The sequence below is a fragment of the Pantoea sp. Fr-CA_6 genome, assembly GCF_024520895.1.
Lineage (GTDB): Bacteria > Pseudomonadota > Gammaproteobacteria > Enterobacterales > Enterobacteriaceae > Pantoea > Pantoea agglomerans.
On sequence record NZ_JALNPO010000003.1, the window covers coordinates 24,886 to 47,801 of the forward strand.

21 protein-coding genes are annotated in these 22,916 nt (G+C 52.4%); 5 read left to right on the forward strand and 16 right to left on the reverse strand.

Annotated features, from left to right (window positions below):
• The first annotated feature begins 190 nt into the window (after positions 1-190).
• On the forward strand, positions 191-790 hold the full coding sequence (locus NR201_RS06095; protein ID WP_010670405.1) for a hypothetical protein: 600 nt from the start codon (positions 191-193) through the stop codon (positions 788-790).
• A gap of 529 nt (positions 791-1,319) precedes the next feature.
• Here the strand turns inward: NR201_RS06095 and NR201_RS22680 are convergent.
• On the reverse strand, positions 1,320-2,495 hold the full coding sequence (locus NR201_RS22680; RefSeq protein ID WP_111534220.1) for a PAS domain-containing protein: 1,176 nt from the start codon (positions 2,493-2,495) through the stop codon (positions 1,320-1,322).
• 818 nt (positions 2,496-3,313) lie between these two features.
• On the opposite strand from NR201_RS22680, the gene NR201_RS06110 reads away from it, so the two are divergent.
• Complete coding sequence (locus NR201_RS06110; RefSeq protein ID WP_256849502.1) at positions 3,314-4,486, forward strand: EAL domain-containing protein; 1,173 nt, start codon at positions 3,314-3,316, stop codon at positions 4,484-4,486.
• A 166-nt stretch (positions 4,487-4,652) separates the two neighbouring features.
• Here the strand turns inward: NR201_RS06110 and NR201_RS06115 are convergent, their stop codons facing one another.
• On the reverse strand, positions 4,653-5,516 hold the full coding sequence (locus NR201_RS06115; protein WP_256849503.1) for a LysR family transcriptional regulator: 864 nt from the start codon (positions 5,514-5,516) through the stop codon (positions 4,653-4,655).
• A gap of 101 nt (positions 5,517-5,617) precedes the next feature.
• Between NR201_RS06115 and NR201_RS06120 the strand changes: the two genes are divergently transcribed.
• The 3 genes from NR201_RS06120 (at position 5,618) to NR201_RS06130 (ending at position 8,580) form a co-directional block, all read left to right on the forward strand.
• Positions 5,618-6,469, forward strand: a complete 852-nt coding sequence (locus tag NR201_RS06120) for an alpha/beta fold hydrolase (protein ID WP_033773445.1) — start codon at positions 5,618-5,620, stop codon at positions 6,467-6,469.
• Between the two features lie 4 nt (positions 6,470-6,473).
• Positions 6,474-7,076 (forward strand): glutathione S-transferase, encoded by a 603-nt coding sequence (locus NR201_RS06125; RefSeq protein WP_256849504.1) that lies wholly within the window; start codon positions 6,474-6,476, stop codon positions 7,074-7,076.
• A gap of 376 nt (positions 7,077-7,452) precedes the next feature.
• Positions 7,453-8,580 carry a GGDEF domain-containing protein gene (locus tag NR201_RS06130; RefSeq protein ID WP_256849505.1) on the forward strand — a complete coding sequence of 376 codons (1,128 nt, stop codon included), beginning with the start codon at positions 7,453-7,455 and terminating at the stop codon, positions 8,578-8,580.
• Positions 8,581-8,613: 33 nt separating this feature from the next.
• Here the strand turns inward: NR201_RS06130 and NR201_RS06135 are convergent, their stop codons facing one another.
• The 14 genes from NR201_RS06135 to NR201_RS06200 all read right to left on the reverse strand — a co-directional run bounded on the left by NR201_RS06135 (position 8,614) and on the right by NR201_RS06200 (position 22,887).
• Positions 8,614-10,221: a mechanosensitive ion channel family protein gene (locus NR201_RS06135; protein ID WP_372340243.1), complete on the reverse strand. Its 1,608-nt coding sequence runs from the start codon at positions 10,219-10,221 to the stop codon at positions 8,614-8,616.
• A 64-nt stretch (positions 10,222-10,285) separates the two neighbouring features.
• Positions 10,286-11,083, reverse strand: a complete 798-nt coding sequence (locus tag NR201_RS06140; protein WP_182504810.1) for a hypothetical protein — start codon at positions 11,081-11,083, stop codon at positions 10,286-10,288.
• 61 nt (positions 11,084-11,144) lie between these two features.
• A complete protein-coding gene (locus tag NR201_RS06145) occupies positions 11,145-11,429 on the reverse strand; it encodes a YicS family protein (RefSeq protein ID WP_256849506.1) in 285 nt (94 codons plus the stop codon).
• A gap of 48 nt (positions 11,430-11,477) precedes the next feature.
• Complete coding sequence (locus NR201_RS06150) at positions 11,478-12,491, reverse strand: HAD family phosphatase (RefSeq protein WP_182504985.1); 1,014 nt, start codon at positions 12,489-12,491, stop codon at positions 11,478-11,480.
• On the reverse strand, positions 12,491-13,507 hold the full coding sequence (locus tag NR201_RS06155; RefSeq protein ID WP_256843882.1) for an oxygen tolerance domain protein: 1,017 nt from the start codon (positions 13,505-13,507) through the stop codon (positions 12,491-12,493). The genes NR201_RS06150 and NR201_RS06155 overlap by 1 nt, the downstream gene beginning before the upstream one ends.
• A complete protein-coding gene (locus tag NR201_RS06160; protein WP_256849507.1) occupies positions 13,504-15,030 on the reverse strand; it encodes a VWA domain-containing protein in 1,527 nt (508 codons plus the stop codon). Before NR201_RS06160 ends, NR201_RS06155 begins: the two co-directional genes overlap by 4 nt.
• Entirely contained in the window at positions 15,027-16,004 is a 978-nt protein-coding gene (locus tag NR201_RS06165) for a VWA domain-containing protein (RefSeq protein WP_256849508.1), read from the reverse strand. The genes NR201_RS06160 and NR201_RS06165 overlap by 4 nt, the downstream gene beginning before the upstream one ends.
• A complete protein-coding gene (locus NR201_RS06170; protein WP_256843885.1) occupies positions 15,997-16,434 on the reverse strand; it encodes a DUF4381 family protein in 438 nt (145 codons plus the stop codon). Before NR201_RS06170 ends, NR201_RS06165 begins: the two co-directional genes overlap by 8 nt.
• Positions 16,415-17,341, reverse strand: a complete 927-nt coding sequence (locus NR201_RS06175; RefSeq protein WP_256843886.1) for a DUF58 domain-containing protein — start codon at positions 17,339-17,341, stop codon at positions 16,415-16,417. Before NR201_RS06175 ends, NR201_RS06170 begins: the two co-directional genes overlap by 20 nt.
• Positions 17,341-18,339 carry a MoxR family ATPase gene (locus NR201_RS06180; protein WP_256843887.1) on the reverse strand — a complete coding sequence of 333 codons (999 nt, stop codon included), beginning with the start codon at positions 18,337-18,339 and terminating at the stop codon, positions 17,341-17,343. The genes NR201_RS06175 and NR201_RS06180 overlap by 1 nt, the downstream gene beginning before the upstream one ends.
• A complete protein-coding gene (locus NR201_RS06185; protein WP_256843888.1) occupies positions 18,339-19,631 on the reverse strand; it encodes an anaerobic sulfatase maturase in 1,293 nt (430 codons plus the stop codon). The genes NR201_RS06180 and NR201_RS06185 overlap by 1 nt, the downstream gene beginning before the upstream one ends.
• Before the next feature lie 54 nt (positions 19,632-19,685).
• Complete coding sequence (locus NR201_RS06190) at positions 19,686-21,269, reverse strand: arylsulfatase (protein WP_182686921.1); 1,584 nt, start codon at positions 21,267-21,269, stop codon at positions 19,686-19,688.
• Between the two features lie 107 nt (positions 21,270-21,376).
• Positions 21,377-22,561 (reverse strand): OmpP1/FadL family transporter, encoded by a 1,185-nt coding sequence (locus NR201_RS06195; protein ID WP_256849509.1) that lies wholly within the window; start codon positions 22,559-22,561, stop codon positions 21,377-21,379.
• A 32-nt stretch (positions 22,562-22,593) separates the two neighbouring features.
• Positions 22,594-22,887 (reverse strand): YicS family protein, encoded by a 294-nt coding sequence (locus tag NR201_RS06200; protein WP_256843890.1) that lies wholly within the window; start codon positions 22,885-22,887, stop codon positions 22,594-22,596.
• Between the last annotated feature and the right edge of the window lie 29 nt (positions 22,888-22,916).

A 22,916-nucleotide genomic window follows, 5' to 3' on the forward strand; every position in this document is an offset into this window, starting at 1 on the left:
GGCTGGTGAGGTGGTGAACGTAGAGTGAACGTTGCCTTGTGCGCAACGCTGCCTGCTCAGTGCCAGGAGCTGACATTGGCAGAAAAATGATTGTTATTCATCACCATATTGCTATCGTTATGCACTTCCGGATGTGAACCACAGATGAGAAAGCTTACGGGCTACTCACTTTTCAAAAAAAGGATTTGATATGTTTATGCGCCGTGCTTCTCTGTTTTTAATGTCAATGATGGCTATATCCCAGGCCCAGGCTGCTAACCTGCGGGCTGCCGATGTAATCACCTTTGATGTTGCCGGGGTAAAAACCGGTATGGATTATGATGAGGCCGTAAAAGCCATGACTGAGCACTTTCATGTGCCAGCATCATCGTTAGACGTTGATAAATACCCGGCTCTAAATGTGGTAACAGGAGATAAGCAGCCACAGTATATTGCTTACGAAAAAAATGGCGTCAAACTGCTTGTACATTTTGAAGGCCGTGTTCCTGCAGATCCGAAACATGCGCTGGCTGTGTCTCAGATTTCTTACGAGCTCCCATACTCCACTGAAAATAAAAATGCCATGGCCAAAGCCGCCGTTGAAAAATATGGTGTCCAGTCAAATGCACCTTACACACCGATGGTTTGGTGTAAAGCGCCCGGCAAGATGGCAACCATGGCATGCGGCCCGGATCCTGAGCAGCCGGTACTGAAATTATCAGGTACATCCCTGGAGATGAATGACCCATCGTGGACGAATGCCCGTATTAAAATGATGGACAGTAAACAAACCCGCACACCTGGTTTCTAAAGTGACTGATGCCGCCAGATGATCTTCTGGCGGCTAAGTGCCAGACGCTGATCATGGTTTTATGACAAAGGCTGAAGAGCAGCAGGTGATATTCAGGCGAGATGATTATCAAACGTGATGCGGGACAGATCTGCACAAAGCCAGCTCAGATAAGCTTTCAGTCCTTATTGAAAATTTTCATAAACACACAGAGCCTCAGCCACCAGCAGGCTGACATTCTCTAATGACTTTAACCTGACTCAACGTATGCCTTGCGCCCTTAACAAACCTCTATCAGACACATGATTTCTTAAAGCCCAGGCTGATAAAAGATGACAAGGCCATACTCTCTGCTCTGAGGTGGTGAGTAACTCTCAGAGCAAGTTTGCATACGGAAATGTGTACTCGCTCCGGGAGAATTTTCATAGGGTGAAACTGCGAACTGAACTGATGTTCTGGTTAGAGTAAATCAGAGACAGGCCGTCGTATCTCTTCACCAGAACATCCCTGTATTTACCTGTGGTAAGTGTTCATCAATGTGTGATGTTTATTATTCAGGCGATTTTTCTATGCCGCTAGCCGAATTACTTATTCGCATCTGAAGACGAGAAATGTGTCCGGTGATATCTGCCGTTCTTTCTGCTAATCCCCGGATAGCACTGGCGATGACAGAAAACCCACGGCCATGTACACCTGCTCTCGCGGCTTCGATACTGGCGTTCAGTGAAATGAGTTTGATCTGCGCAGCAATAATCCCGTTTTCAGAGACGAGTTCGGCAATTTCTTTTGCGGTTTCGGCGGTCTGAATGTTTCGCCTGACTTCGCTTTCCTCATGTCGCCCACGGTCTTTACGGCCCTGAATATCAATAAGCGCGCCGACGGCACGCAAAGGGGTACCATCAGGTGCACGTTTAGTCTGCCCGCGGGCCTGAAACCACCGGTATTCACCACTTCGCAGTTTAAGACGATATTCAATATCAAAACCGGTTTTACCACTGAAGTCCATCAGGTGGTTGACGAAAGCATCGAGCGCATTCTGTTTGTCATCCGGGTGAAGGCGTGATGCCCAGCTGTCCATCACATCAGGGAACTCTTCAATGGTTTCAAAACCCAGCAGCTTCCTGAACTGCGGTGACCACCAGAATACGTTGTCGGGATTCAGGGGATTTCCGCCAATAATATCCAGATCCCAGAGGCCGTCATTAAGCATTTCGCGCGACAGGTCAAAACGGGTGGAGACAATATCAAACTTGCGGGACTGTGACGTTTCTTCTTCTGTATTCTCTATAACGGCAACCAGGCGCGGCGGCGTAAATTCACGACTGTATGATGCACGGATGCAAAACCACTGAAAGGTATTTGCGCCAGTTTTGATCAGGCAGCGTAACAGCTTTTCATCACCGCTATGTTTGAGTGTATGACTTATCAAACCTTTGAACGCTTCCCGGAAATCCGCATGGATCATCTGGATCAGCGAAGAGAGCCCGACCTCCTTCTGCAGAGGCAATCCCATAAGCTGGCGTGCTTCAGGTGAAACAAATGCAGGCGCGTCACTTTTAAGATCGGTCGTCTCAACATACCAGTAGCCTTTCTGGCTGAGGTTCATAATACATTTCAGCAGCGTGGCATCACTATGATCCACATCCAGCGTTTCATCGATAAATTTCTCAGCGATATCCATCGTTGTCGGCTCTTTGGCGGACTGTTTCCGGAATAAATTCAGCATTATTTCTCCTGGTGAGCATATACAGGCATAAAAATATGCCTGAAAGGGTTATCGGCAGAACTTTCTGGATATTCAGTTAAAGGTCGCTGGTTTGAATTAATACTGTAACAAGATGCTATAGATAGCTCGCCAGCTAAAGCTACCGGAACAGAGATGATGGATGAGCATCACCACCAGCGTGCTAAATGTATTTTTTTGAAATCATGTGGCACAAAATTATCTTTGGTCTATGATATCTGAAAAATTTCAGGCCTTATAATCCCGACGCTCCGATCCCCCATGAAGATTCACAGTGAATTGTTATGCTGAGTTTTGACATACGGTTGTGAGTTTATATTTTCCGGCTATCGCAGGTATTAAATGAGTGGCTTAGCTTTGAGCTGCCACCTCTGCCTGCAGACAAAAGTCCGGACATGACTTATTGATATCCATAAGTATAATTCGTCAACGCATAAGAGAGCCTAGCTGCTGATCATATTGGATGTATTAACAGGGTTTAATATTTAACTTAAGCGATATTTTTATGAGATTGGTTTCACTTTGTTTCTGGCTTACCATACCAGATACCATCAGCCTCATGCAGACCCGTGAGTTAAATAAGTATGGCATTTTATGTTCATGAACTTTCCCCGCTCACTGACATCATAGCTATGTGTATCGCACTTAATAACCATAGACAATTTAAGGCCTCCGCAAAATGACGTTTGCAAAAGATTAATTTTTCCGCCGCAAACAAAACAGGGTTTTAAAAAAGGTTTTCTATTCCATTCCCGCTCAGGTCATCAATGCCTTACAGAAATACGTTTCAGGATATTTAAATGAATGAAAAATTGAAAGATACTGATTCTCGTGCAGCTTGTCAGCAGCTAATTAAGTCGGGCGAGTTTAAACCTTTTTTTCAGCCGATAGTCTCACTTGAGGATCAGCGCGTAGTAGGTTTTGAATTGCTGGCACGGCGTATTTTGCCCGAAGGGCTTATCGTATCTCCGGCTGAGTTCATTCCGGCTATGGAACATCATGGGTTACTCAATGAGCTGATGACAAGTCTGGCCACTCAGGGATTCATGACAGCGAGCACCTGGCCAGAACACCAGTTTCTGTCTTTAAACGTTTCTCCTTCACAACTGAACGGTAAGCACCTTCCCGAAATTTTAAGAAAACTGGCTGAACGTTATCAGTTCAGCCTTTCACGGCTCAGGATAGAAATCACCGAGACAGCATTGATCGATGATATTGAGACGGCTCATGCAGAACTCGAAGCATTGTCTGAAATGGGTTGTATGATTGCTATGGATGACTTTGGCACCGGCTGTTCAAGCCTTGCCTGGCTTATCCAGCTTCCCGCCAGCACGATTAAGATTGATGGCAGTTTTATTCGTTCAATGCTTCAGAAAAAGGATAGCCGGAAAATTATCTCCAGCGTAGTCGGTTTGGGCCGCAGCCTGGATATGGACGTCATTGCTGAGGGTGTTGAAACAGAGGAACAAGCTGAGATGTTGCGGGGTATCGGCTGCGCTTATGCACAAGGCTACTTATTCAGCAGGCCGATCCCGGCTGAAGAAACACATAATTTTCTCACCGCTGGCTCTGGCCGTAAATTTCATAGTCGTGTGGCACGAATGTCTCTTGAGCAGCGCGCGCATCAGATTTCATCGATGTATGCTGCGCCTGACACCTCTATCTGTTTTCTCAGCCCTGAACTGATGATTGTTGACGCAAGTGATACCTTTGCAGCGCGGGTTGGCTGGCCAATGCAGGACATTACCCATCGCCATATTTTTGAAGTGATACCGTCTCAAGCCGAGAAGTTGCTTTGGTTGCAGGATTTCAGGATAAAAGGTCTTCCTTACCCTCCGTTTGAAGTAAAGCTGCCCGGCGGTAGCACCGATTTGGTTATGATTACGCGGGTGGAGGATGAGGCAAAAGATTTACTGGGGTTTTGTGTGTTTGGCTTTAACATTGACCGTCAGAACAACCTTGTTCAGCCTTAGTGCCAGTTTACGACATCAGATGATACTTCCCTGTCGCTAAAATAACCTTAACGGTGCAGGCTTCAGTTTCAGGTTGTTAGCTGAAGATGGGGATAAGTCCGCCTGGTCGGAAGCGGACATTATTAACAACGCCTCTTTTCATCAACTAATTGCAGCCACTTCACTTTCAATCTTTATGCATCAGCCGGGTCAGCATCTCGCAGAAGGCCTCGCTTGCTGGATTAACGCGGTGTTTATTCAGGCGTAGCAGGCAATCGACCGACGGCAGAGGCATCAATTTCTCAAGTTCAGACACGCTACAAATCGCTTTATCAACGCTGTATTGATTGAGTATTCCCACCCCCAGCCCCGTGGTTATCGCCGCAAGCATACCTGCTACTGAAGGACACTCCAGCATCACAGCAAATGGAATGTTTGCCTGGCGAAGTTTCTCCTCAGCCAGGTTACGGTAATAGCAATCCGGTCCCCAGGTAATAAGCTTCAGGCTCTTATCCGAGTCATGTCGCCAGGCAGGCGTTGCGTACCAGTATAAATTTTCACTCCACAATACCTTATCTTCCATCGATGCCGTGCCCGTGAAATCCTGATGTAAAATGATCTCCAGACTTCCTTCAGAAAAATGCTGACGCAGGAGATGACTTTGCTCCACCACCAGTTGTATATCCACCTCTGGATGGTGGTGAGTGAAGGTTGAAATCACCCCGCAAATTTCAGTCATTGAGATGTGTTCAGTGACTCCGATTCGCAGCTTGCCACGCAGCGCCGAAGGCGAAAAATAGGCTACGGCATGATCGTGTTCAGTGAGTATTTTTTCCGCATGTTGCAGCAGAACGCTGCCCTTTTCTGTCGGAACGGCTTTTCCGGCGATTCGCGTTAGTAGCTGGCATTGAAGTTGATCCTCAAGCCGTCTGAGCTTCCAGCTTACAGCGGACTGGCTCAGGTTGAGGAGTAATGCGGCCTTACTCATATTGCCCGTTTGCAGCACGGTCCGGAACACTCTGAGTGAGTCAACGGAGAGTCGTTTATTCATTTTTGTATGACAAAAGTAGGATTGCAGCGGGAAAGAATGTCACTGGTGTCATATTCAGTCAACGGATAGCCTGACTGAAACAAACATAACGGAGAAAGCAGATGCCCGCTAATAACCCATTACTGAATGACGACGTTCTGATAAATGGTTGTCGCATTGCGACCGGAGTCCATGGTTCAGGAAGACCTCTGGTGCTGGTTCATGGCACGCCCGCACACTCAGTAATCTGGCAGTCACTGGTGCCGGTATTTGTCGATGCGGGTTTTCATGTTCATCTGTATGACCTGGCTGGGTTTGGCGCGTCAGAGCGCCCTTTGACGGCTGATACCTCGGTTGCCGCTCAAGTCGGTTTTCTGCTGAAACTGCTTGAACACTGGCAGCTCAAAAAAACAGATCTTTTTGGTCACGATATAGGCGGGGCCATTTCACTCAGACTGGCGTTCGACAACCCATCCCTTCTGAAGACGCTTACGATTGCGGATATTCCGAGCTACGATTCCTGGCCTTCGCCCACATGGAAAGATATGCGGGATCACTATGCGGATTATGCGCTGATCCCCGCCACTGAGCATTACCGCGCGATGTGTCGCCAGTTAAAGATGGCTGTTTTTAATAAGGATCGTATGACAGAGCAGCGGCTGGATAGTTATCTTGCACCGCTTTGTGGTGTGGTAGCGCAACCTTCATTTTATCAGCATCAGGTTGCGCACTATAATGAGTGTTACACCAGTGACTTTGCAGAAAAATTGCCGCAACTCCGGCTGCCAGTACAGATTTTATGGGGCGCCGAAGATGAATGGCAACCCGTTGAGTATGCAAGGCGTTTGCAGCGCGACATCGTCTCTTCCACGCTGCATATCTTTGAACAGGCCGGACACTTTTTAATGGAAGATGCCCCCTTGCCAGTCGCCGCACAGGTAATTGATTTTGTTAATCAACATAATATGAGGTAGAGCCATGATCCTTATCGGAATGCTGGATTCACCCTATGTCAGACGGGTTGCTATTTATATGAAAGTATTGGGTATTCAATTCGAGCATCGCCCGCTTTCGGTATTCGGCGATTTTGATGCCTTAACGAAAATTAACCCGGCCGTTAAAGTTCCAACGCTTATCACAGATGATAATCAGGTGCTGATCGATTCCACACTAATCATTCATTACCTTGAGAAATATTGCGGTCATTCGCCTGCACCTACATCAGCGTCCGGCGTAGAAGAGTTCCGGGATCTGCATCTTACCGGCTTCGCCCTGGCCGCCTGCGAAAAAGCGGTGCAGATTGTGTACGAACAGCGTCTCAGGCCGGAAGAAAAACAGCATCAGCCCTGGGTGGATCGCGTAACTCAACAACTGCATGGTGCCTGGCAGACGCTGGAGAACGGGCTGCGGGAAAGTCATCCTGACATGCTGTCCGTGGCCGGTATCAGCATCGCAGTGGCCTGGAGTTTTACAGAATTGATGCTGCCGGATACCGTCAGCCGTGAGCGATATCCGGAATTGGCCGGGTTTACATTGCTAGCCGAACAGCGACCGGAATTTCTGGCTACGCCTTTACGTTAGAGAGAGTGTGTTGCGCCTCACTGATGCAGTATCTGCGTAAGTGAAACACTACTGCATCAGAATCAGCGCGTTGCAAAAAGCGACTCTATGGACGCCAGTTGAATATCTATAGAAAAAAATCATATCCCTTCATTCCAGCTAAAGTACACAAATCGTTTTCAGCTGCTTTTGATGATAATGGACATATGTAATACGCGCATGTATGCCTGGTGCCAGAAGCGGACAACAGTTCCAAATAAAAAGTCCGCCTGATTTGTGCTAATGGATAAATTTTGCATTCCTCCATAATACTTATCCCACCACTCCGGACATTTCCTCCTGAAATATATCTGTCTATTACACTGGAAGGTAATACTTCATTTATGAGGCTCTCAGGATGGTACAGAACACGGACAGACGCCGTGCTTTAAATAAAGATAAAGTGTGGCAGGATCAAAAGGATATGGTCAGGCAGGCGCTATCAGCGAGTCTTCCATGGTTTGCATTTGTGAATGTCAGTTTTGCTCTGATCATTCTGTTCCGGCATGTTCTTATTCGTGATTTTGACCGGTCCATTAGCGCTCACACTGAAATACTGCCGTTAATCGATCTCACCGCGGGCGCTATTATCGCTTTCTCACTACTGTTACTCCTTCTTTCATACCGCCTGCCAGCGCGCTTGATACCGCTAAGCACGGTGCTGTTGCTGATTCTCGGCGTGATGTGGAGCTATTGTAGCTACTGCTTTATTGTCTGGTGGCAGCTGCCTTTTGCCTGGCCTCTCAGTGTCATCCTTATGCTCACCGCACTGGCGGCGTTTTATTATCACCCTCCCGCGTTAATGCTGTTTACCATACCCCTATGGCTTACTGCCCTGTTGGCCAGCGTGCAGCTTAACCAGGGGGTGAATATCCGGTTTTTACTGGTCTGGCTTCCGCTTACCGCTATTCTTATTTATGGCCGCGTTATCCTGCAGCGCTGGTTTGATGAAGCCTGGTTGCGTTATCAGGATAACCGGATGCTTATCGCCCGACTCGACCTGTTGGCGCATCAGGATGCGCTGACCGGGACCGCTAACCGGCGTCTGATGGAGAAGTTTCTTGCTGACGCTTTTCGCCAGGCACTGCCGTTTGCGCTGATCATGCTTGATGTGGACTATTTCAAACGCTACAACGATCACTACGGACATCAGGCAGGAGATACATGCCTGGCGAAAGTGGCCGATATTTTGAAATCATCAGTCCGGACACCCGCGGATCTGGTGGCGCGTTACGGGGGCGAAGAGTTTGTTGTTGTGCTACCCGCGGCTTCTCTGGATGAAGCTACGCGGGTTGCTGAACGTATTCAGGCAATTCTTCATGAAACGGCACTGCCACATGCAGCATCAGCAGTTAGCGAGTCGGTCACTGTCAGCATGGGGATCGCGCTTTCAGGCATGCATGATAACGCAGAAGGCGTGATTGCCCGGGCGGATGAGGCGCTTTATCGTGCAAAACAACAGGGACGTAACCGGTGGGAGAAATAAATCCACTCTTTCAGCGCTAATCACTGGGATATCTCACTCCTGTTTTTCTTCAGCCGGTGGGGCAAACCAGTTCGGCCTGGTCACAATTACAGGCTGTTCGGGCTGACTGATGAAGTTTGGCGACATGATTTGTACACCGAATTGATTGAATACATCCTGTATATGGCCGTGGAGAACGCTCCTTACTCCGGCCAGCGACTCTCCCGGTCGGAGTCGGACCTGTAGCTCATAAGCCACGTACCAGTCCTGAAGCGCAAGCTGGCGCACCAGCGGCGCGATGTCGTGGTTAATGCCCGATGTGCGGCTGGCAGCCAGCTCCAGCATCGCCTCTACCTGCCGCCAGGGCGTGTCATAACCAATCGTGACGCTGGTCGTCATATTGATGCCTTCGCCTTTAAGCATTGCGCTTAAATTCACGATCCTGCCACTGACGACCACCGCATTAGGAACCGTGACTTCATAATTTTCTCGGGTCAGAATTTTGGTGGCCAGCATGCCCACTTCACTGACCACGCCCTCATGATCGGCAATCCTGATCACTTCTCCTTTGCGCAGTGCTCGTGAGTAGGTCAGAACCAGCCCGCTCATGGCATGGTTCATGATGCCAGCTGAGCCCAGCGTCAGCATCAGGCCGAAGAACACGCTGATCCCTTTGAAGGCGAGTGAATTGGCGCCTGGCAGAAAGGGATATGCCGCTGACAGCGCGAATAGCCAGATGGCGATGCTGATCAGTTTACGCGTCACCCCCACCGTATCCGGATGCAGGCCCGGCAGGCGTAACTGTCCGGTCTCAACCCGCCTTAGCACCAGTCTGATTAATCGCGTCACCAGTGCCGTAATGAGGAAGATAACGACGACAATCAGCAGGCCTGGCAGCGCAGAAAATATCGCCAGCCCCAGACGCTGCAGCAGGCCTGTCGCATACCCGCCCAGCTCCATGCCCCAGATCCGTGTCCATGGAAACAGCCGTAATACCCAACTCACCCAGAGGTAAAGTGCTACGAGTACGGCGGCGATTAGCACCAGGGCATAGAGCCGTACCTCAACCGGACCGAGGAAGGCGCGCAGTGCATCAGGGATAAGGCTTTTTCGCTGCAGGAGTCGTGCAGCATAACGCCGCTTCAGCCAGTCATGGGAGCGGACGGCAAACAGAATGAACAAAGCCAGCAGCATCGCACCCGCCACACTTTTCACCGAAGAAAGCAGAAGATAACGGGAAGAATACTGTTCACCCAGTGAAAGACGGAGGGTATCCAGCCGCAGCCGGATGCGTTCAACCGCCTGGGCAAGTGACAGGTCATCGCCCTCATCCAGATCGCCCTGTGCCAGCAGCATAAAAGGTTTGCCGTTAACCGAAAAGAGCACGGCAGGCTGCCGGTAACGCGTCACGTTATGGGTTTCTACCGGCTGTGCCAGGTCATGATCATTGAGCGATCGCAATAGCGTCACGATACGCTGTACCCGCTCTTCGGGCGTGGTGAGTCCAAATGTTGCCTGTAGCATAACAACGGGCTGATTAAGCAGATACAGGGTACGAGCGCGCTCCTGCGGCGACGGCGCCTGACGCGGCTCCGCACCGGTTGCACACTGTACGGTGAAAAGCATCATGCAACAGGCTAAACACAGAAGTGTTTTAAACATTTCGCCTCCTGATCAACGTTATTACCGGGCTGAGTTTCAGCCCGGCGGCTACTCTTCATATCCGCTATTCAAACTGCCAGGTATAAGAGACCAGAAAGCGTGTGTCGGGATCGTCCAGATAAGTATTGTTATCCATAATGAACGTCAGCAGGTTTACTGAACTGTGTTGATCAAAATGGTAACCAGCTCCCAATCCGCCAAAATAGCCCTGGTAATGGTTACCTTCCTCATTTCTGGAACCGTAAGAGCCTGCCGCAAATCCAATCATGGTCAGTTTCGAAGTCAATGGCCGCAGCGTAAATGCGCCCAGATAGCCGCTGCTGCCGGAGGTGGTGATAGTGCTGAAGCCATACTCTGAGGGGATAGCATCGGTGAACTGAGGCGCTTTGCAGTCAGCCGGATTACCGGTGCTGCAGCCCGTTATCTCCCCGGTGTTGTAGGTATAGCCGGCCATCGGGAATATCTGGAAACCCGCAGGCGTGAAGCCATAAATGCTAAGGGGGATAAAGGTACCGACGGAATAGTTAGTCTGGGTTGCACCGTTGGTGTACTCGTTTTTGCCAAAGTTAAAGTTGATAATCCCCACCGGAAACAACCAGGAGCCGCCAACGCGCCATTCACTGGCGTCGCTGTTAACCCGCGCATTCAGTTTCTTAGCCTTATCCAGCGCCACAGAGCCGGAAAAAGAGAGATTGCTGTCGTCCATGTCGTAGGTATCTGACCATGAAACCCCAGCCTTGGTTGTCACCTTTGTCGGGTCATCATCCAGCTTGTCACGATGATCGTTAATTTCTGCGCTAACGGCTCCCTGGCTTAGTGCCAGCACTCCGAGAACCCATGCTTTACCAAAATGATCTGACATAGTCACACTCCGGCTCACGTTGATTTGGTTTCCCGGAAGCGTGGCGCCCCAGGCTATTTCGTCATTCAGGACAGTTAACTTGGTTCAGGGAGATCTGATAACGCTGCTGATTATTTTCGCTCATCGCTTTTACGGCTGACAGCACGGCAGAGTTATCATGCGTACTATTAAGAAAGCGGGCCCGTAACTGTTCATCAGATACAGACGCCGGTAGCTGACACTTTTGTCGCAGGTCATCGGTAATCTTCTGCTGTCTCAGCGCGTAGGCCAGATTTTCGTAGGCGGAGTTAGCCAGTGCTGGCGTTTGTGACAGCAAAATTAATACGATCGGTATCAGGTATTTCACTCTTATCTCCCGGCCCATTCTGGCCATTTTTACACCCGGATTAAGCCCTTACTTATCGCCTGCAACCGCAGCACATTGCGCAGGGTCAAAAACCGTTTTCCACTCTTTTTTCATATCAACAATCACCCAACCCTTTTGGGGTGCCAGTTTGAGACCGCTGATAAGCTTGCCACTGGCGGGCGGATGCGTGTCGTAGGCATATTCACGCACCGCATCGGTGTGGTGAACCAGTAAACCAAAGGTTTTATAGGTCGGATTGGCGGAGGTGTACTGAAGCATCGGCACGTCGCCGTCGCTGTTGCCGAAAGCACCGACCGGACGCCGCCCCATAAACAGATGAATGGCGACCGGCTTCATCGCTTCGTCATCGTAGAAGGCACCGTTCATGGTTTTACGTAATTGCGTGCCATTATCTGTCAGTGAAAATTCACTCAGCGAAAAGGAGCCGACTACCTGCTCAGGTGGAATGCCATACATTTTTTCTGCCAGTACGCGCATAAAATCGATGCCACCGCCGGATACAATCCAGGTTTTGAATCCGTTATCCCGCAGATAATCGAGGAGCTGACGCATCGGCTGATAGCCAAGCTGGTCATAACGGCAGCCGAAACGCACATGTCGATGACTATCAACCCAGTTGCTGACGCGTTGACTGAATTCTTCCGTCGTCATGCCGCTGTGCGTGAGAGTCATCAGCTGCATCAATCCCTTTTTGCCCGACTGCATCACCGCGTTCATATCGTTGTTAATTACTGCCTGCACTAACGCATCGCTATTCCATTCCGGGTGTTGCGGAGCGAGGCGTTTGATTTCATCAATCACGAACTGCAGCTGAAAGGTCAGCGGGGCTTCCGGCCACAATGTGCCGTCATTATCAAACACCACATAACGCTGACTCACAGGAATGAACGCTTTGCTATTGGCTGTCGTAGCGCCATTCACCCATGTCTTAATCGCCTGTTTTGCGTGACCGTCATTCCAGGCACTGAGCGGATCGTCTGCCGCAACAGCCGAACCGAGATACGCCGTTAGCAGCAGTGCCAGCAGAGGATTTAATTTCATCATCTTTTCCTTTTGGTCGGAATGAGGTCAGGTAGCGGAACGATCCGCCAGTATTCCCGTGTGCGCTGCACTACTCTTTGCAGGCTTTTTTTAAGGGCGTGTCGAAAAAAGAAGCTCAACAGCAGCAACGTCAGCAGGATGGCCGGGCCCATCAACAACGACGTCCAGTTGACCGGGGCGTGGGCTTTCAACGTTTGTTCACTGCCCGCCGGACGCGCAGCGGCAATGGCGTAATGCGTTCCGGGTAATTCGGCCAGTTGCCACTGATGCTGACGTGTATCCCACCAGCGTAAACGCAACGGTGGTATCACCAGTTCACCAGGCTGAGAGGGCAGATATCGCAACCGCTCTTCTCGCTGTGCGCCGATGATTTCATCGCGTCCCTGCGTCAGGTTGCTGTTTACCGGCGGCAAACGTTGCGCACCGGAACCGGGAATGGCGTAAAGCAGTTGCGGGATTTGTACAGCAATCACATCGGTCGCGCGCAATGTCACGACGCGCTCAATGACGTCACCGACATGGAGCTGCTTATCCTCAGTAGCGCGATAAAGTTTCCATTGTTGCGAAAGTTCAAGACTGCTGGCGGGCAAGAAGCGGTCAGGCTGACGCACATCCGCGGGCCAGCTGACCGGTTTCTCCAGAAGCGGCAGCGATACCGTTTTCGGTGGCTGATTCGCAGAACGCATCACCACATCCGCAGCGGGAAAACGCAGCTTGCCCTGATCCCACGCCATCACCTGACGCTCCATGCGGATACCGCTCCAGCTGACTCCGTCGCTATTACGCGTTACCAGCTGGTTGGGCAGCGGCGTATTAAGTAAATTACCGTTTTCAATCACCATATCCGGCCACTGTGGCGGTGGATTGAACCAGCTATCCGTCCAGAAGGTCACCGCAATCGTTACGGGCTGGCCTGGCACCAGTTGTTCGGGTGCAACCAGCTCACGCGTCATGGCCATTTCAGCCCGAACCGGCAGGTTAATTAGCAACAGCAGACAAAGGAGAAGTCGCTTCATGGTGCCTCCGCCGGCGCTGAGCGGTAGAGATTTTCCAGCAAACCGCCAGGCGAAAGCGTGAGATTGCTGTACCACTGTTCAGCCGAGGGCGCAGCGCCTGCGATGGGTTTCATATCCAGCTGATTCACGCCCTGTTCGGGTTTGAGATCGTGTTTAATGGCATCAGGATCTTCATCTTTTTGCTCATGCTGATCGGCCTGACGGTCGCGTTCTTTTTGTCGCAGCTGCATGATGATGTGCGCAATTTTTGCCCGATTTCCCTGAGCCATAGCCCATTCGGGACGTAAACTCAGCGCCTGATCGTAGTTGTTCAGCGCCTGCTGCCAGGATTTCTGCTGTGCGTAGCAGTTGCCAATCCACAACAGACTTTCCGGAGTAGCGGGAACCTGACGAAAAGCACCCAGCGCCGAAACGAAATCCCCGGCGTAGTAGAAGGCAATCCCCCGTCGCAACGGATCCTGAAAGCGCTGCGCAGCAGCTTCATAATTACCGTGATTAAAGGCAAGCTGCCCTTGCACATCGGGCCTTACCCAGGCATCCAGCAGTGCTGCTGAACTGCCGGGAGACCAAAGCAGTAAGGGCAGCATCACGACAGCCAGGCAGAGCAGTTGCTGTCGCCAGAGCAGTAAAAGCAGCAGCATAGGAATAACCAGCAAATAGCCACTGTTCTTCCACTGCAAATCCTGTCGGCTGTTCTGCTGCGCCGTCACGCTCTGCTGAATGTGGCCGCTGACCGCACGCAGATCATCATCTTCTGCAGAGACCAGCGTGACCGGAATCCCGCCATCACGGATTTGCTCGAAGCGTGCGACATTGAGTCGCGTATCGATGCCCTGCGATGCCTGCGCTTCCGGCAATCTGCCGCCGTTCGCCGTGCCTGCTACCCAGATCTGCAGAGGCAGATTTTGCTGCCGCAGCCATTCAGCGTCCTGCTGTGCCACATTATTCGCGACCAGAATTAGCGCGCGTGGTGCTTCAGGCGCTGAGGGCAAATTTTTAAGCGCCAGAGCGATGGCCTGACGCAGTCCGGAACCCGCTTCCTGCGGCACCAGCGTCGGCTGCTGAGCCGTCAGGAACAGATTATAAAAATCGGCATCACTGGTCAGCGGCGTGGTAAGCCAGGCATTCGCGCTGTAAACCACCAGACCAAAGTGACTGCCGGGCATTTGCGCCATCAGCGCGGCGATTTTCTGTTGCATGCGCTGATGACGGTCAGGCGGCACATCCTGCGCCAGCATGCTGAGATCCTGCTGCATGATCACCATCACATTATTTTCAGGCGTGAAGGCGGCGGGCAAATCGCGTTGCCAGCTCGGACCCGCTAAAGCCAATACCCCCAGGCCAAAGAGCCACGGTAATACCTGTCGAGCCCGTACGTGCTGACCTTTAATCAATGCCGACGCAAAAGGCTTTTCCATAACACGATGCCAGGCACTGCCCGAACGCTGAGCCAGAAAATAGAGCACCGGAAAGAGCAGCAAACCCAGTAATCGCCAGGGATAGAGGAAGTGGAAATCGCTCATGCGCGTCGCCTCATCATTGTGCTGCCGATGGCGAACAGCAGTAAAATCAGTAGCGCTACCGCTAGCGGCCAGACGAACAGCGGACGATGCCAGGATAAACCCAATATTTTCACCTGTTCCGGAGTCTGGGCATCAATTTGCTGCCACACCTGGGCCAGCGCATCACGGTTAGTGGCGGCGCGCCAGGCGTTACCGCCGGTGATACTGGCAATGTTATCCAGCAGCGCGGTATCCACTTTGTCCTCGCCGCTGCTGTTAACATCGCCAAAGGCGATGGTGTGCACCATAACGTGATGCGCGGCAGCGAGTTGTGCGGCGAGCGTGGGTTGCAGCTGAGAGGCAGTGTCATTGCCATCGGTCAGCAGAATCGCCATTTTGGACGCATCGGCTTCAAGGCTGTGATCCAGCAACTTCACTGCCACGCCCAGCGCATCCCCCACCGCAGTCTGCTGGCCAATCATGCCCGGCGCGAGCTGGCTGATGCGCGCCTGCAGCGCCTGTTTATCTTCGCTGATCGGCGCAAAAGGCCACGCCTGGCTGGCAAAAATCACCAGACCGATGCGATCATTTTTGCGCTGATTGATAAAGGTATGCACTGTTTGCTGTACCGCCTGTAAGCGCGTCTGACCATTCTGCCCGTCGCTTGTCTCCATTGAGCCGGAAACGTCCAGAATCAGTACGATGTTGCGCATGGGTTTTATCACCGTTTTCGGTGGCATCAGATATTCAGGGCGGGCCAGCGCAGTAACCATTAAGATCCATACCGTCCAGAACAGTAGCCGATGGCGCCAGCTGGCCTGCGGTGCTGGCGCAGAGAGTTGCAGGGCTTCAGCCAGTTTAGGTAAAAAAGGCACCCTCACCTGTTCACTCACTGGCTGTTTTGCCGGGAGCAGATAGTGCGTAATCAGCGGCAAAAACAGCAGCACGCCCATCCATGGCCAGGCAAAATCGATCTGCGATAAAAACTCAGACATGAGGCAGCGTCTCCAGCCAGTGGCGTAATTGCTGTGCGATACGCTGATTGATAACGCCTTCCAGTTGATTATCCGGCTGACAGTAGCGACGACACATCAGCGCGCGCAGTTCTTCGTCCAGCGGCGTCTGTGCCAGAAGCTGTTCCGGCGTTTGCCACTGGCTGACCTGGGCGCGAGGGTGTTGCACCAGTAGTACCCGCTTAACCCATGTAATCCAGCCATCCACCTGCTGCTGGGCGAGTTGTTTTCGCGCTTCACGCCGCCAGCGATTACGACGAAAGCGCGCGAGCAATATCAGCAGGACAATGAAAAGCCCCAATAACAGCATCACGCCGAGCACCGTCCAGCCTGGCGGGAGCGGGAACCACGAGGCGGCGTCTGGCAAAGCAGGATGTGCCAGTTCCGGCGTGCTAAATCCTTTTGCCAGCATGTGCATCCTCCTGCTTTAGCTGAGGCAGAATTTCCTCACCGGTCACGACAGTTTTCACCGTGATCCCCATACGCTGTAACCGGCGCTGCTGCTGCGACAGACGTTCGGTAACGCTTTGCTGGATGCGATCGCTGAGGTGTGAGGTGAGATTGAGTGCGGTGCTCAGGTCATGGTAATAAGCCGCAAGTTGGCCGCGTGGCGGCAGGCGGCGATGAAGATCATCCAGCGTGACATAAGCGGTAATCTCGCAGCGGTGACGCAGGTAGGCCAGCACTGCATCGCAGCGCGCATCCAGATCGTGAAAGTCACTGATGATCCCCAGCCAACTGCCCGATGGCAGCAGGGGGACGATACGCTGCAACGCCTCTGATAAAGAGACGGCTTGCCGGCGATTTTGCGCGTAGTGGTCGGGAAGCATGGCGTTCACGCGCTGAATATCGGTGAGAACAGGCATCAGGTTTCGTTTTGGTGCACGACAGGGATGCAGGGCCAGTTCATCATCGCCCAATATCGCGCAGCCCAGCCGATCACCGTCATGCCAGCTTCGCCATGCCAGCAATCCGGCAATCTTTCCAGCGGCCACCGATTTCATCTGCTGGCGGGTGCCGAAGTACATGTCCAGTCGCTGATCCACAAGGATAAACACCGGGCGTTCGCGTTCCTCATTGTAGAGGCGGATCCACGGTGTGCGCAGACGCGCAGTGGCTTTCCAGTCGATCAGCCTGACGTCATCACCGGGCTGATAGCGGCGTAAGCTATCGAAGTTCAGGCCACGTCCCTGCTGGCGGGACACGCGCTCACCGCTTAACGCGCCGGGTGGGATTTGCCCCGGCGGATTATCCAGTCGCTGTGCATCAACTGCCAGCGACATCAGGTCAGCCATTTCAAGCGTCAGCGGCTGCGGCATCACGCCACCACTGCGTTAAGAAGCATGGCAATCGCCTGATCGGGCGTGCAGTTATCGGCATTTGCCTGATAGCTCAGCAGCAGGCGATGGCGCAGCACCGCCGGTGCGATGCGTTGAATATCTTCAGGCAACACCGCATCACGTCCATCCAGCCACGCGCAGGCGCGGCCACAGCGGTCCAGTGCCAGCGTACCGCGCGGGCTGATGCCCAGGCTGATGTAACTCGCAAAAGCTTCGCTGACCTGATCAGGATGACGCGTCATCTCCACCAGATTAACGATGTACTGCTCTACGGTTGGCGCGACATAAACCGTGGCAATTTCACGCCAGCAGTCGGCGATATCCTGTTGCCCAATCAGTAAAGGGTCCGTAGCTGGTGGCGGATTTTCATGCCGTGCAGCCTGATATCTGGCTTGCTGCTCGGCGCGCACCAGTTTCATCACCTGCAGCTCATTCTCTTTCGACGGATAATCGACAATCACCTTCATCAGAAAGCGATCAAGCTGGGCTTCAGGTAAGGGCCAGGTGCCTTCCTGATCCACCGGGTTCTGTGTCGCCAGGACCATAAATACGCCCGGCAGCGGCCAGGTTTTGCCCGCGACGGTCACGTGACGCTCTTCCATGGCCTCCAGCAGCGCTGACTGCACGCGGGCTGAGGCGCGGTTGATCTCATCGGCAAGGATAATGTTGCCGAACACCGGGCCGGGACGGAACCGGAACTGATCTTCTTCTCGCGTGGCATTTTGCTGATAGATTTCGCTGCCGGTAATGTCTGACGGCAGCAGGTCAGGCGTGAACTGAATACGACGAAATTCCCCTTCGATATGGCGAGCCAGCTCACGCACCGCGCGCGTTTTCGCCAGACCCGGTAAGCCTTCCAGCAGCACATGACCGTCACACAACAAGGCGACGATTAGCATCCGCACCAGCTCCTGCTGTCCGATCACCTGTTTGTTCATACTGGCTTCCAGCGCCAGCAGCTTTTCACGATTATTCATTATGCAGGTTCCACCGTCTGACGTTTGAGCAGTGTCCCGATGCCAACCAGAATCGGTTGCGCATAGCTAAAGAAGGCCTTGATACCGGGACAGAGATAATTCATCCCCAGTTCACCCTCCTCGCTCCTGACGATGCGGTTTTTCGGGCATTCGCCGTAACAGAGCTTCAGATAGGGACAGCGTTTGCAGGCAGCGGGCAGCGTATCGCGCTTACCTAAACCAAAGGCTTTTTGTCTTTCAGAAAAGGCCATGTGCGCCAGCCTGGTACTTTGCACATTACCTAATTTGTATTCGGGATAGACGTAGTGGTCGCAGGAGAAGATGTCGCCGTTCTTTTCAATCGCCAGCCCTTTGCCGCAGAACTCTGAAGTGATACAAATCTGCGCCGGCATGCCCATGGTCTGTGCCACCGCAGTTTCAAACAGGTTGACCTGAACGCGGCCTAAATCGTTGTTTACCCACTCTTCAAACACCGCAATCAGAAAGCGGCCCCAGTCATCGGGATCCACTGACCAGTCGGTGACAATCGAGTCGAGATCGCCGGGTCTGGCGCGGCGGGTCCCGGTAACCGGTATCGTGTCATCCCGCCAGAACTGCGGAGCGGTTTGCTTAAAATCCACCGGCTCAACGCAAGGATTGAACTGGATATAGGTGGCACCCAGCTCGCGCGTCAGAAAGTGATAGACCTCCAGCGGGAAGCGCGCATTGGTTCGGTTGACGGTAACTAAGGCGTTGAAGGGAACTTGGTGGCGCTTCAGCGCCGCAACCCCTGCCATCACTTTCTCAAACGTGGGTTTACCGCTGCGCGTCACGCGATAGCGATCGTGCAGCTCAGCCGGCCCATCAATCGAAATGCCGACCAGAAAATTGTGCTGGCGTAAAAAGCGTGCCCAGTGGTCATTTATCAGAATGCCGTTGGTCTGCAGATCGTTTTCTATGCGCTGGCCTGGCTTCTGATATTTCTTTTGCAGCACTACTATTTTTTCAAAGTACTCCAGCCCCATTAGCGTGGGTTCGCCGCCCTGCCAGGAGAACACCACCTGCTCGCCATCCTGGCTGTCTATGTACTGCCGGATGAAGGTTTCCAGCACCTCATCGCTCATCCCACTATGTCGGTCCTGTTCCAGAAGCTGTTCTTTGTGCAGATAAAAACAGTAGTTGCAGTCGATATTGCAACGCGATCCGGTGGGTTTCGCCATCACATGAAAACGGCGCGTGTAGGCCGGTCCTTTGCCACTGAATTTTTCCGCCGTAGGAAGAGGTTTAACCGGCAACGTAGTGCTGTATTTCATGAGCGCCTCCTGAGTACCGGGTGAACTATTTCACCCGGTAGTGTGGTCAGAGCATCAGTTGGTAGCCGGACTGCCTTCCTCAATCAGTTTCGAAACATCAGAAACGGTGAATGAACCCGGTTTCTGACGTGGCGGAAACTCTTTGAAGCTCTGCAGCATTTCAGTGGCATATTTCTGCGCACCGCCCAGCAGGAACAGGCGATCGTAGAACCAATGGTTGTAATCCATGCCATCGGTGCCTTTTTCCAGAGGGTCGATTTTCAGGTCAAAGATCAAGGGTACGCGCAGTTTGACGAACGGGTATTTCCACACATCCATGCCTGACCGTTCCTGAATCATGAAGTGTGCTTTCCAGCGACCGTAACGCATCGCCAGCAGATCACCGTCATCACTCCAGTAGAAGAACTCTTTGCGCGGATCCTCCTGAGTTTTACCGGTGATGAAATCAAGCTGGTTATAACCATCCAGATGCACTTTGTAGGTCATGGCACTGGTTTTGTAGCCTTTCAGTAACTGCTGCTTGATGTCCGGCACGCCTGCTGCTGCCACCAGCGTTGGGAACCAGTCATTACTGCCGATGATGTCGTTGATGAGCGTTCCGGGTTTAATATGTCCCGGCCATTTCACCATCGCAGGCACGCGGAAGCCGCCCTCCCAGCCAGTATTTTTTTCACCCCGGAACGGTGTGATACCGGCATCGGGCCAGGTTGCTGTCATCGGGCCGTTGTCGGTGGTGTAAACCACAATCGTATTGTCTTCTATGCCAAGATCTTTGATTTTCTTCAGCACTTCACCGACGATTTTGTCGTGCTCCACCATGCCGTCGGCATAGTCACCTAAACCGGTCACGCCTTTGTCGCCCGGTTTAATGTGCGTTTTGTTATGCATACGGGTGGTGTTGTACCAGGTGAAGAACGGCTTGTTAGCTTTTACCTGCCGCTCCATGAAGTCGTTGTTCGCCGCCAGCGTCTCTTCATCGACGGTTTCCATACGCTTAGTGTTCAGCGGGCCGGTATCCTCAATTTTTCCATCCGCGCTGGACTTGATCACGCCACGCGGGCCGAATTGCTTCTTATACTCAGGATCTTTCGGGTAGTCCGGATTCTCCGGTTCTTCTTCCGCGTTCAGATGGTAAAGGTTGCCCATAAACTCATCGAAACCATGCGCGGTAGGCAGAAACTCGTTGCGATCGCCGAGGTGGTTTTTCCCGAACTGACCGGTGGCATACCCCAGCTGTTTAAGTACAGTGGCAATGGTCGGATCTTCTTTCTGCAAACCTTGTGGGGCGCCGGGCATGCCGACCTTACTCATCCCGGTACGGAATGGCATCTGACCTGTAATGAACGATGAACGGCCAGCCGTAGAACTCTGTTCCGCGTAATAAGAAGTGAACTTGGCACCTTCCGCCGCAATACTGTCAATATTGGGGGTTTGATAACCCAGCATTCCCTGATTGTAGGTACTGACGTTCCAGTACCCGATGTCATCGCCGAATATGACGACGATGTTGGGCTTCTGATTATTCTGCTCCGGCGCCGTCGGAGTGGTGCTTGCCGGGGCTGCATAGGTGCTGGTCGCACAACAGGCGACAGACAGCACTGAGGCGAGCAGCGATTTGCAAAATGGCACTTTTGACATTTCTGTGCTCCAGATAAGTGGACTCTCATAGGAAAGGCATAAATTTCGCCCATCAGGTCAGATCGTTCGATATCAGGTTATGTGATGCGCCTCCTTGGTTTGCCCGGTCAGAATGTCCGGCTGTAGTTGATGCCAAAAAAGTAGAGAGCAGGGTTGTCATAACGCCCTTTAATCAAGGGCGATGCGACCTGGGAGGAGTCAATGTGCGCGTATTCGAAGGCCGCGCCGATGCTGCTGGCAGGATCGAGCTGGTAACGCACGCCAGCCCCCCAGCGCCATGTATCGCCGGAAGGCATGGTCAGGGAGGTATCCTGCTGGTTGCGGTAGAAACTGCTGTCGAAGGCAACGCCGGTATTCAGCGTCCAGTCAGAAGTGAGTCTGAATTGGGTACCCAGCGCGAGGTGCCAGGTATCACGCAGACGTCCGTTATCGCCCACCTGATTGCCTGCCACGGTTATTTCACTGTTGCTGTAATCGCTCCAGTCCTGCCATCCCGCATCACCCATAACAGCCCAGCGATCATTTAGCTGGTGGAAAAGGCTGAGCATGATCTGCTGAGGCGTATTGACGGTGGCGGCAATGGGTAATGTCCAGGACGGGGAATTATTGAGCTGGTCAAGCCGGATAGTGTTGTTAACGTTGAAGTGATAATTTGTCCGGCTGGTATAGGTTAATCCGGCACGCGTCTGCGGGGTAAACTGCCACAACGCACCGACTTTTCCATTGAGCGCCCAGTCATGGTCGGAGAGTTCATCGCCGCGGGCGCGTTTGATTTTTAGCAGGCCATAGTTAATCCCGACACCCGCACCCAACGAAACGGCGTCGTTGAGTTGCCAGGCAAGCGCAGGCATCAGGGTGACCGCCAGTAGCGTACTGTCCCTGATCAGGTTTTCTCCGGCCCAGTCACCGAAATGCAGACCCAGCCCGTAGTTGCCGTAAAATCCTACTCCGGCACTTACGGTTGGGTTGATCCGTTGCGTGTAAAAAGCGCTGCCACCGGGAAACCAGCCAATAACATTGCCAGGGCTGTTTCCGCTGAGTTGGGCATCATCGTCCAGATGATAAGGCGCATCGCCATACAGGGCCTGTGCACCTATCGTTAGCATTTTATCTGGCAGCATTGTCATGCCCGCCGGGTTGGTGAACAGGGTTGAGGCATCCTGCGCACGTGCCGCCTGACCGGCACCAGCCAGACCGATATCATCCGTACCAATTTCATAAAGGTACAGCCCGCTGGCCTGTGATGAAGCGGAAACTAAAAGCAGTGCAAACAGTCCTGTGATTCGCCGCATAGCGTCTCCGGAAGATTATGGCTGTGGCGGGTTTATTTGATGTCGGGACACTGAATCTTTTCTACAGACTCTGCGTAAACCTGCTGGTTACCCGCAGAGAGAGCCTTTGCTGCAGCAAGGATCAGGTCATGACTGCTTTCGTTGCTAAGAAATACGGACCGGATTTTCTCATCCGAAATGTTTTCTCCGAGCGTGCAGTGTGTCCGCAGGTCAGAAATAATCTTCTGTTCCTTTAGTGCGTACTCAAGATTCTGGTAGGGCGAGGCCGCAATCGGCATCGCTGATAACAGTAGCAGTGAGCCAACAGCGGCTGAGGTAAGTTTCATTTTCGGGCTCCGCTAAACGGTGAAATTTT

What these genes read in the sequence shown, in the direction of transcription:
- NR201_RS06175 (WP_256843886.1), bottom strand. Translation starts at nt 17,341, where the DNA reads ATGCCGCAGCCGCTGACGCTTGAAATGGCTGACCTGATGTCGCTGGCA.
- NR201_RS06125 (WP_256849504.1), top strand. Translation starts at nt 6,474, where the DNA reads ATGATCCTTATCGGAATGCTGGATTCACCCTATGTCAGACGGGTTGCT.
- NR201_RS06160 (WP_256849507.1), bottom strand. Translation starts at nt 15,030, where the DNA reads ATGAGCGATTTCCACTTCCTCTATCCCTGGCGATTACTGGGTTTGCTG.
- NR201_RS06185 (WP_256843888.1), bottom strand. Translation starts at nt 19,631, where the DNA reads ATGAAATACAGCACTACGTTGCCGGTTAAACCTCTTCCTACGGCGGAA.
- NR201_RS06095 (WP_010670405.1), top strand. Translation starts at nt 191, where the DNA reads ATGTTTATGCGCCGTGCTTCTCTGTTTTTAATGTCAATGATGGCTATA.
- NR201_RS06165 (WP_256849508.1), bottom strand. Translation starts at nt 16,004, where the DNA reads ATGTCTGAGTTTTTATCGCAGATCGATTTTGCCTGGCCATGGATGGGC.
- NR201_RS06130 (WP_256849505.1), top strand. Translation starts at nt 7,453, where the DNA reads ATGGTACAGAACACGGACAGACGCCGTGCTTTAAATAAAGATAAAGTG.
- NR201_RS06190 (WP_182686921.1), bottom strand. Translation starts at nt 21,269, where the DNA reads ATGTCAAAAGTGCCATTTTGCAAATCGCTGCTCGCCTCAGTGCTGTCT.
- NR201_RS06140 (WP_182504810.1), bottom strand. Translation starts at nt 11,083, where the DNA reads ATGTCAGATCATTTTGGTAAAGCATGGGTTCTCGGAGTGCTGGCACTA.
- NR201_RS06180 (WP_256843887.1), bottom strand. Translation starts at nt 18,339, where the DNA reads ATGAATAATCGTGAAAAGCTGCTGGCGCTGGAAGCCAGTATGAACAAA.
- NR201_RS06195 (WP_256849509.1), bottom strand. Translation starts at nt 22,561, where the DNA reads ATGCGGCGAATCACAGGACTGTTTGCACTGCTTTTAGTTTCCGCTTCA.
- NR201_RS06115 (WP_256849503.1), bottom strand. Translation starts at nt 5,516, where the DNA reads ATGAATAAACGACTCTCCGTTGACTCACTCAGAGTGTTCCGGACCGTG.
- NR201_RS06200 (WP_256843890.1), bottom strand. Translation starts at nt 22,887, where the DNA reads ATGAAACTTACCTCAGCCGCTGTTGGCTCACTGCTACTGTTATCAGCG.
- NR201_RS06170 (WP_256843885.1), bottom strand. Translation starts at nt 16,434, where the DNA reads ATGCTGGCAAAAGGATTTAGCACGCCGGAACTGGCACATCCTGCTTTG.
- NR201_RS22680 (WP_111534220.1), bottom strand. Translation starts at nt 2,495, where the DNA reads ATGCTGAATTTATTCCGGAAACAGTCCGCCAAAGAGCCGACAACGATG.
- NR201_RS06135 (WP_372340243.1), bottom strand. Translation starts at nt 10,221, where the DNA reads ATGTTTAAAACACTTCTGTGTTTAGCCTGTTGCATGATGCTTTTCACC.
- NR201_RS06110 (WP_256849502.1), top strand. Translation starts at nt 3,314, where the DNA reads ATGAATGAAAAATTGAAAGATACTGATTCTCGTGCAGCTTGTCAGCAG.
- NR201_RS06150 (WP_182504985.1), bottom strand. Translation starts at nt 12,491, where the DNA reads ATGAAATTAAATCCTCTGCTGGCACTGCTGCTAACGGCGTATCTCGGT.
- NR201_RS06120 (WP_033773445.1), top strand. Translation starts at nt 5,618, where the DNA reads ATGCCCGCTAATAACCCATTACTGAATGACGACGTTCTGATAAATGGT.
- NR201_RS06155 (WP_256843882.1), bottom strand. Translation starts at nt 13,507, where the DNA reads ATGAAGCGACTTCTCCTTTGTCTGCTGTTGCTAATTAACCTGCCGGTT.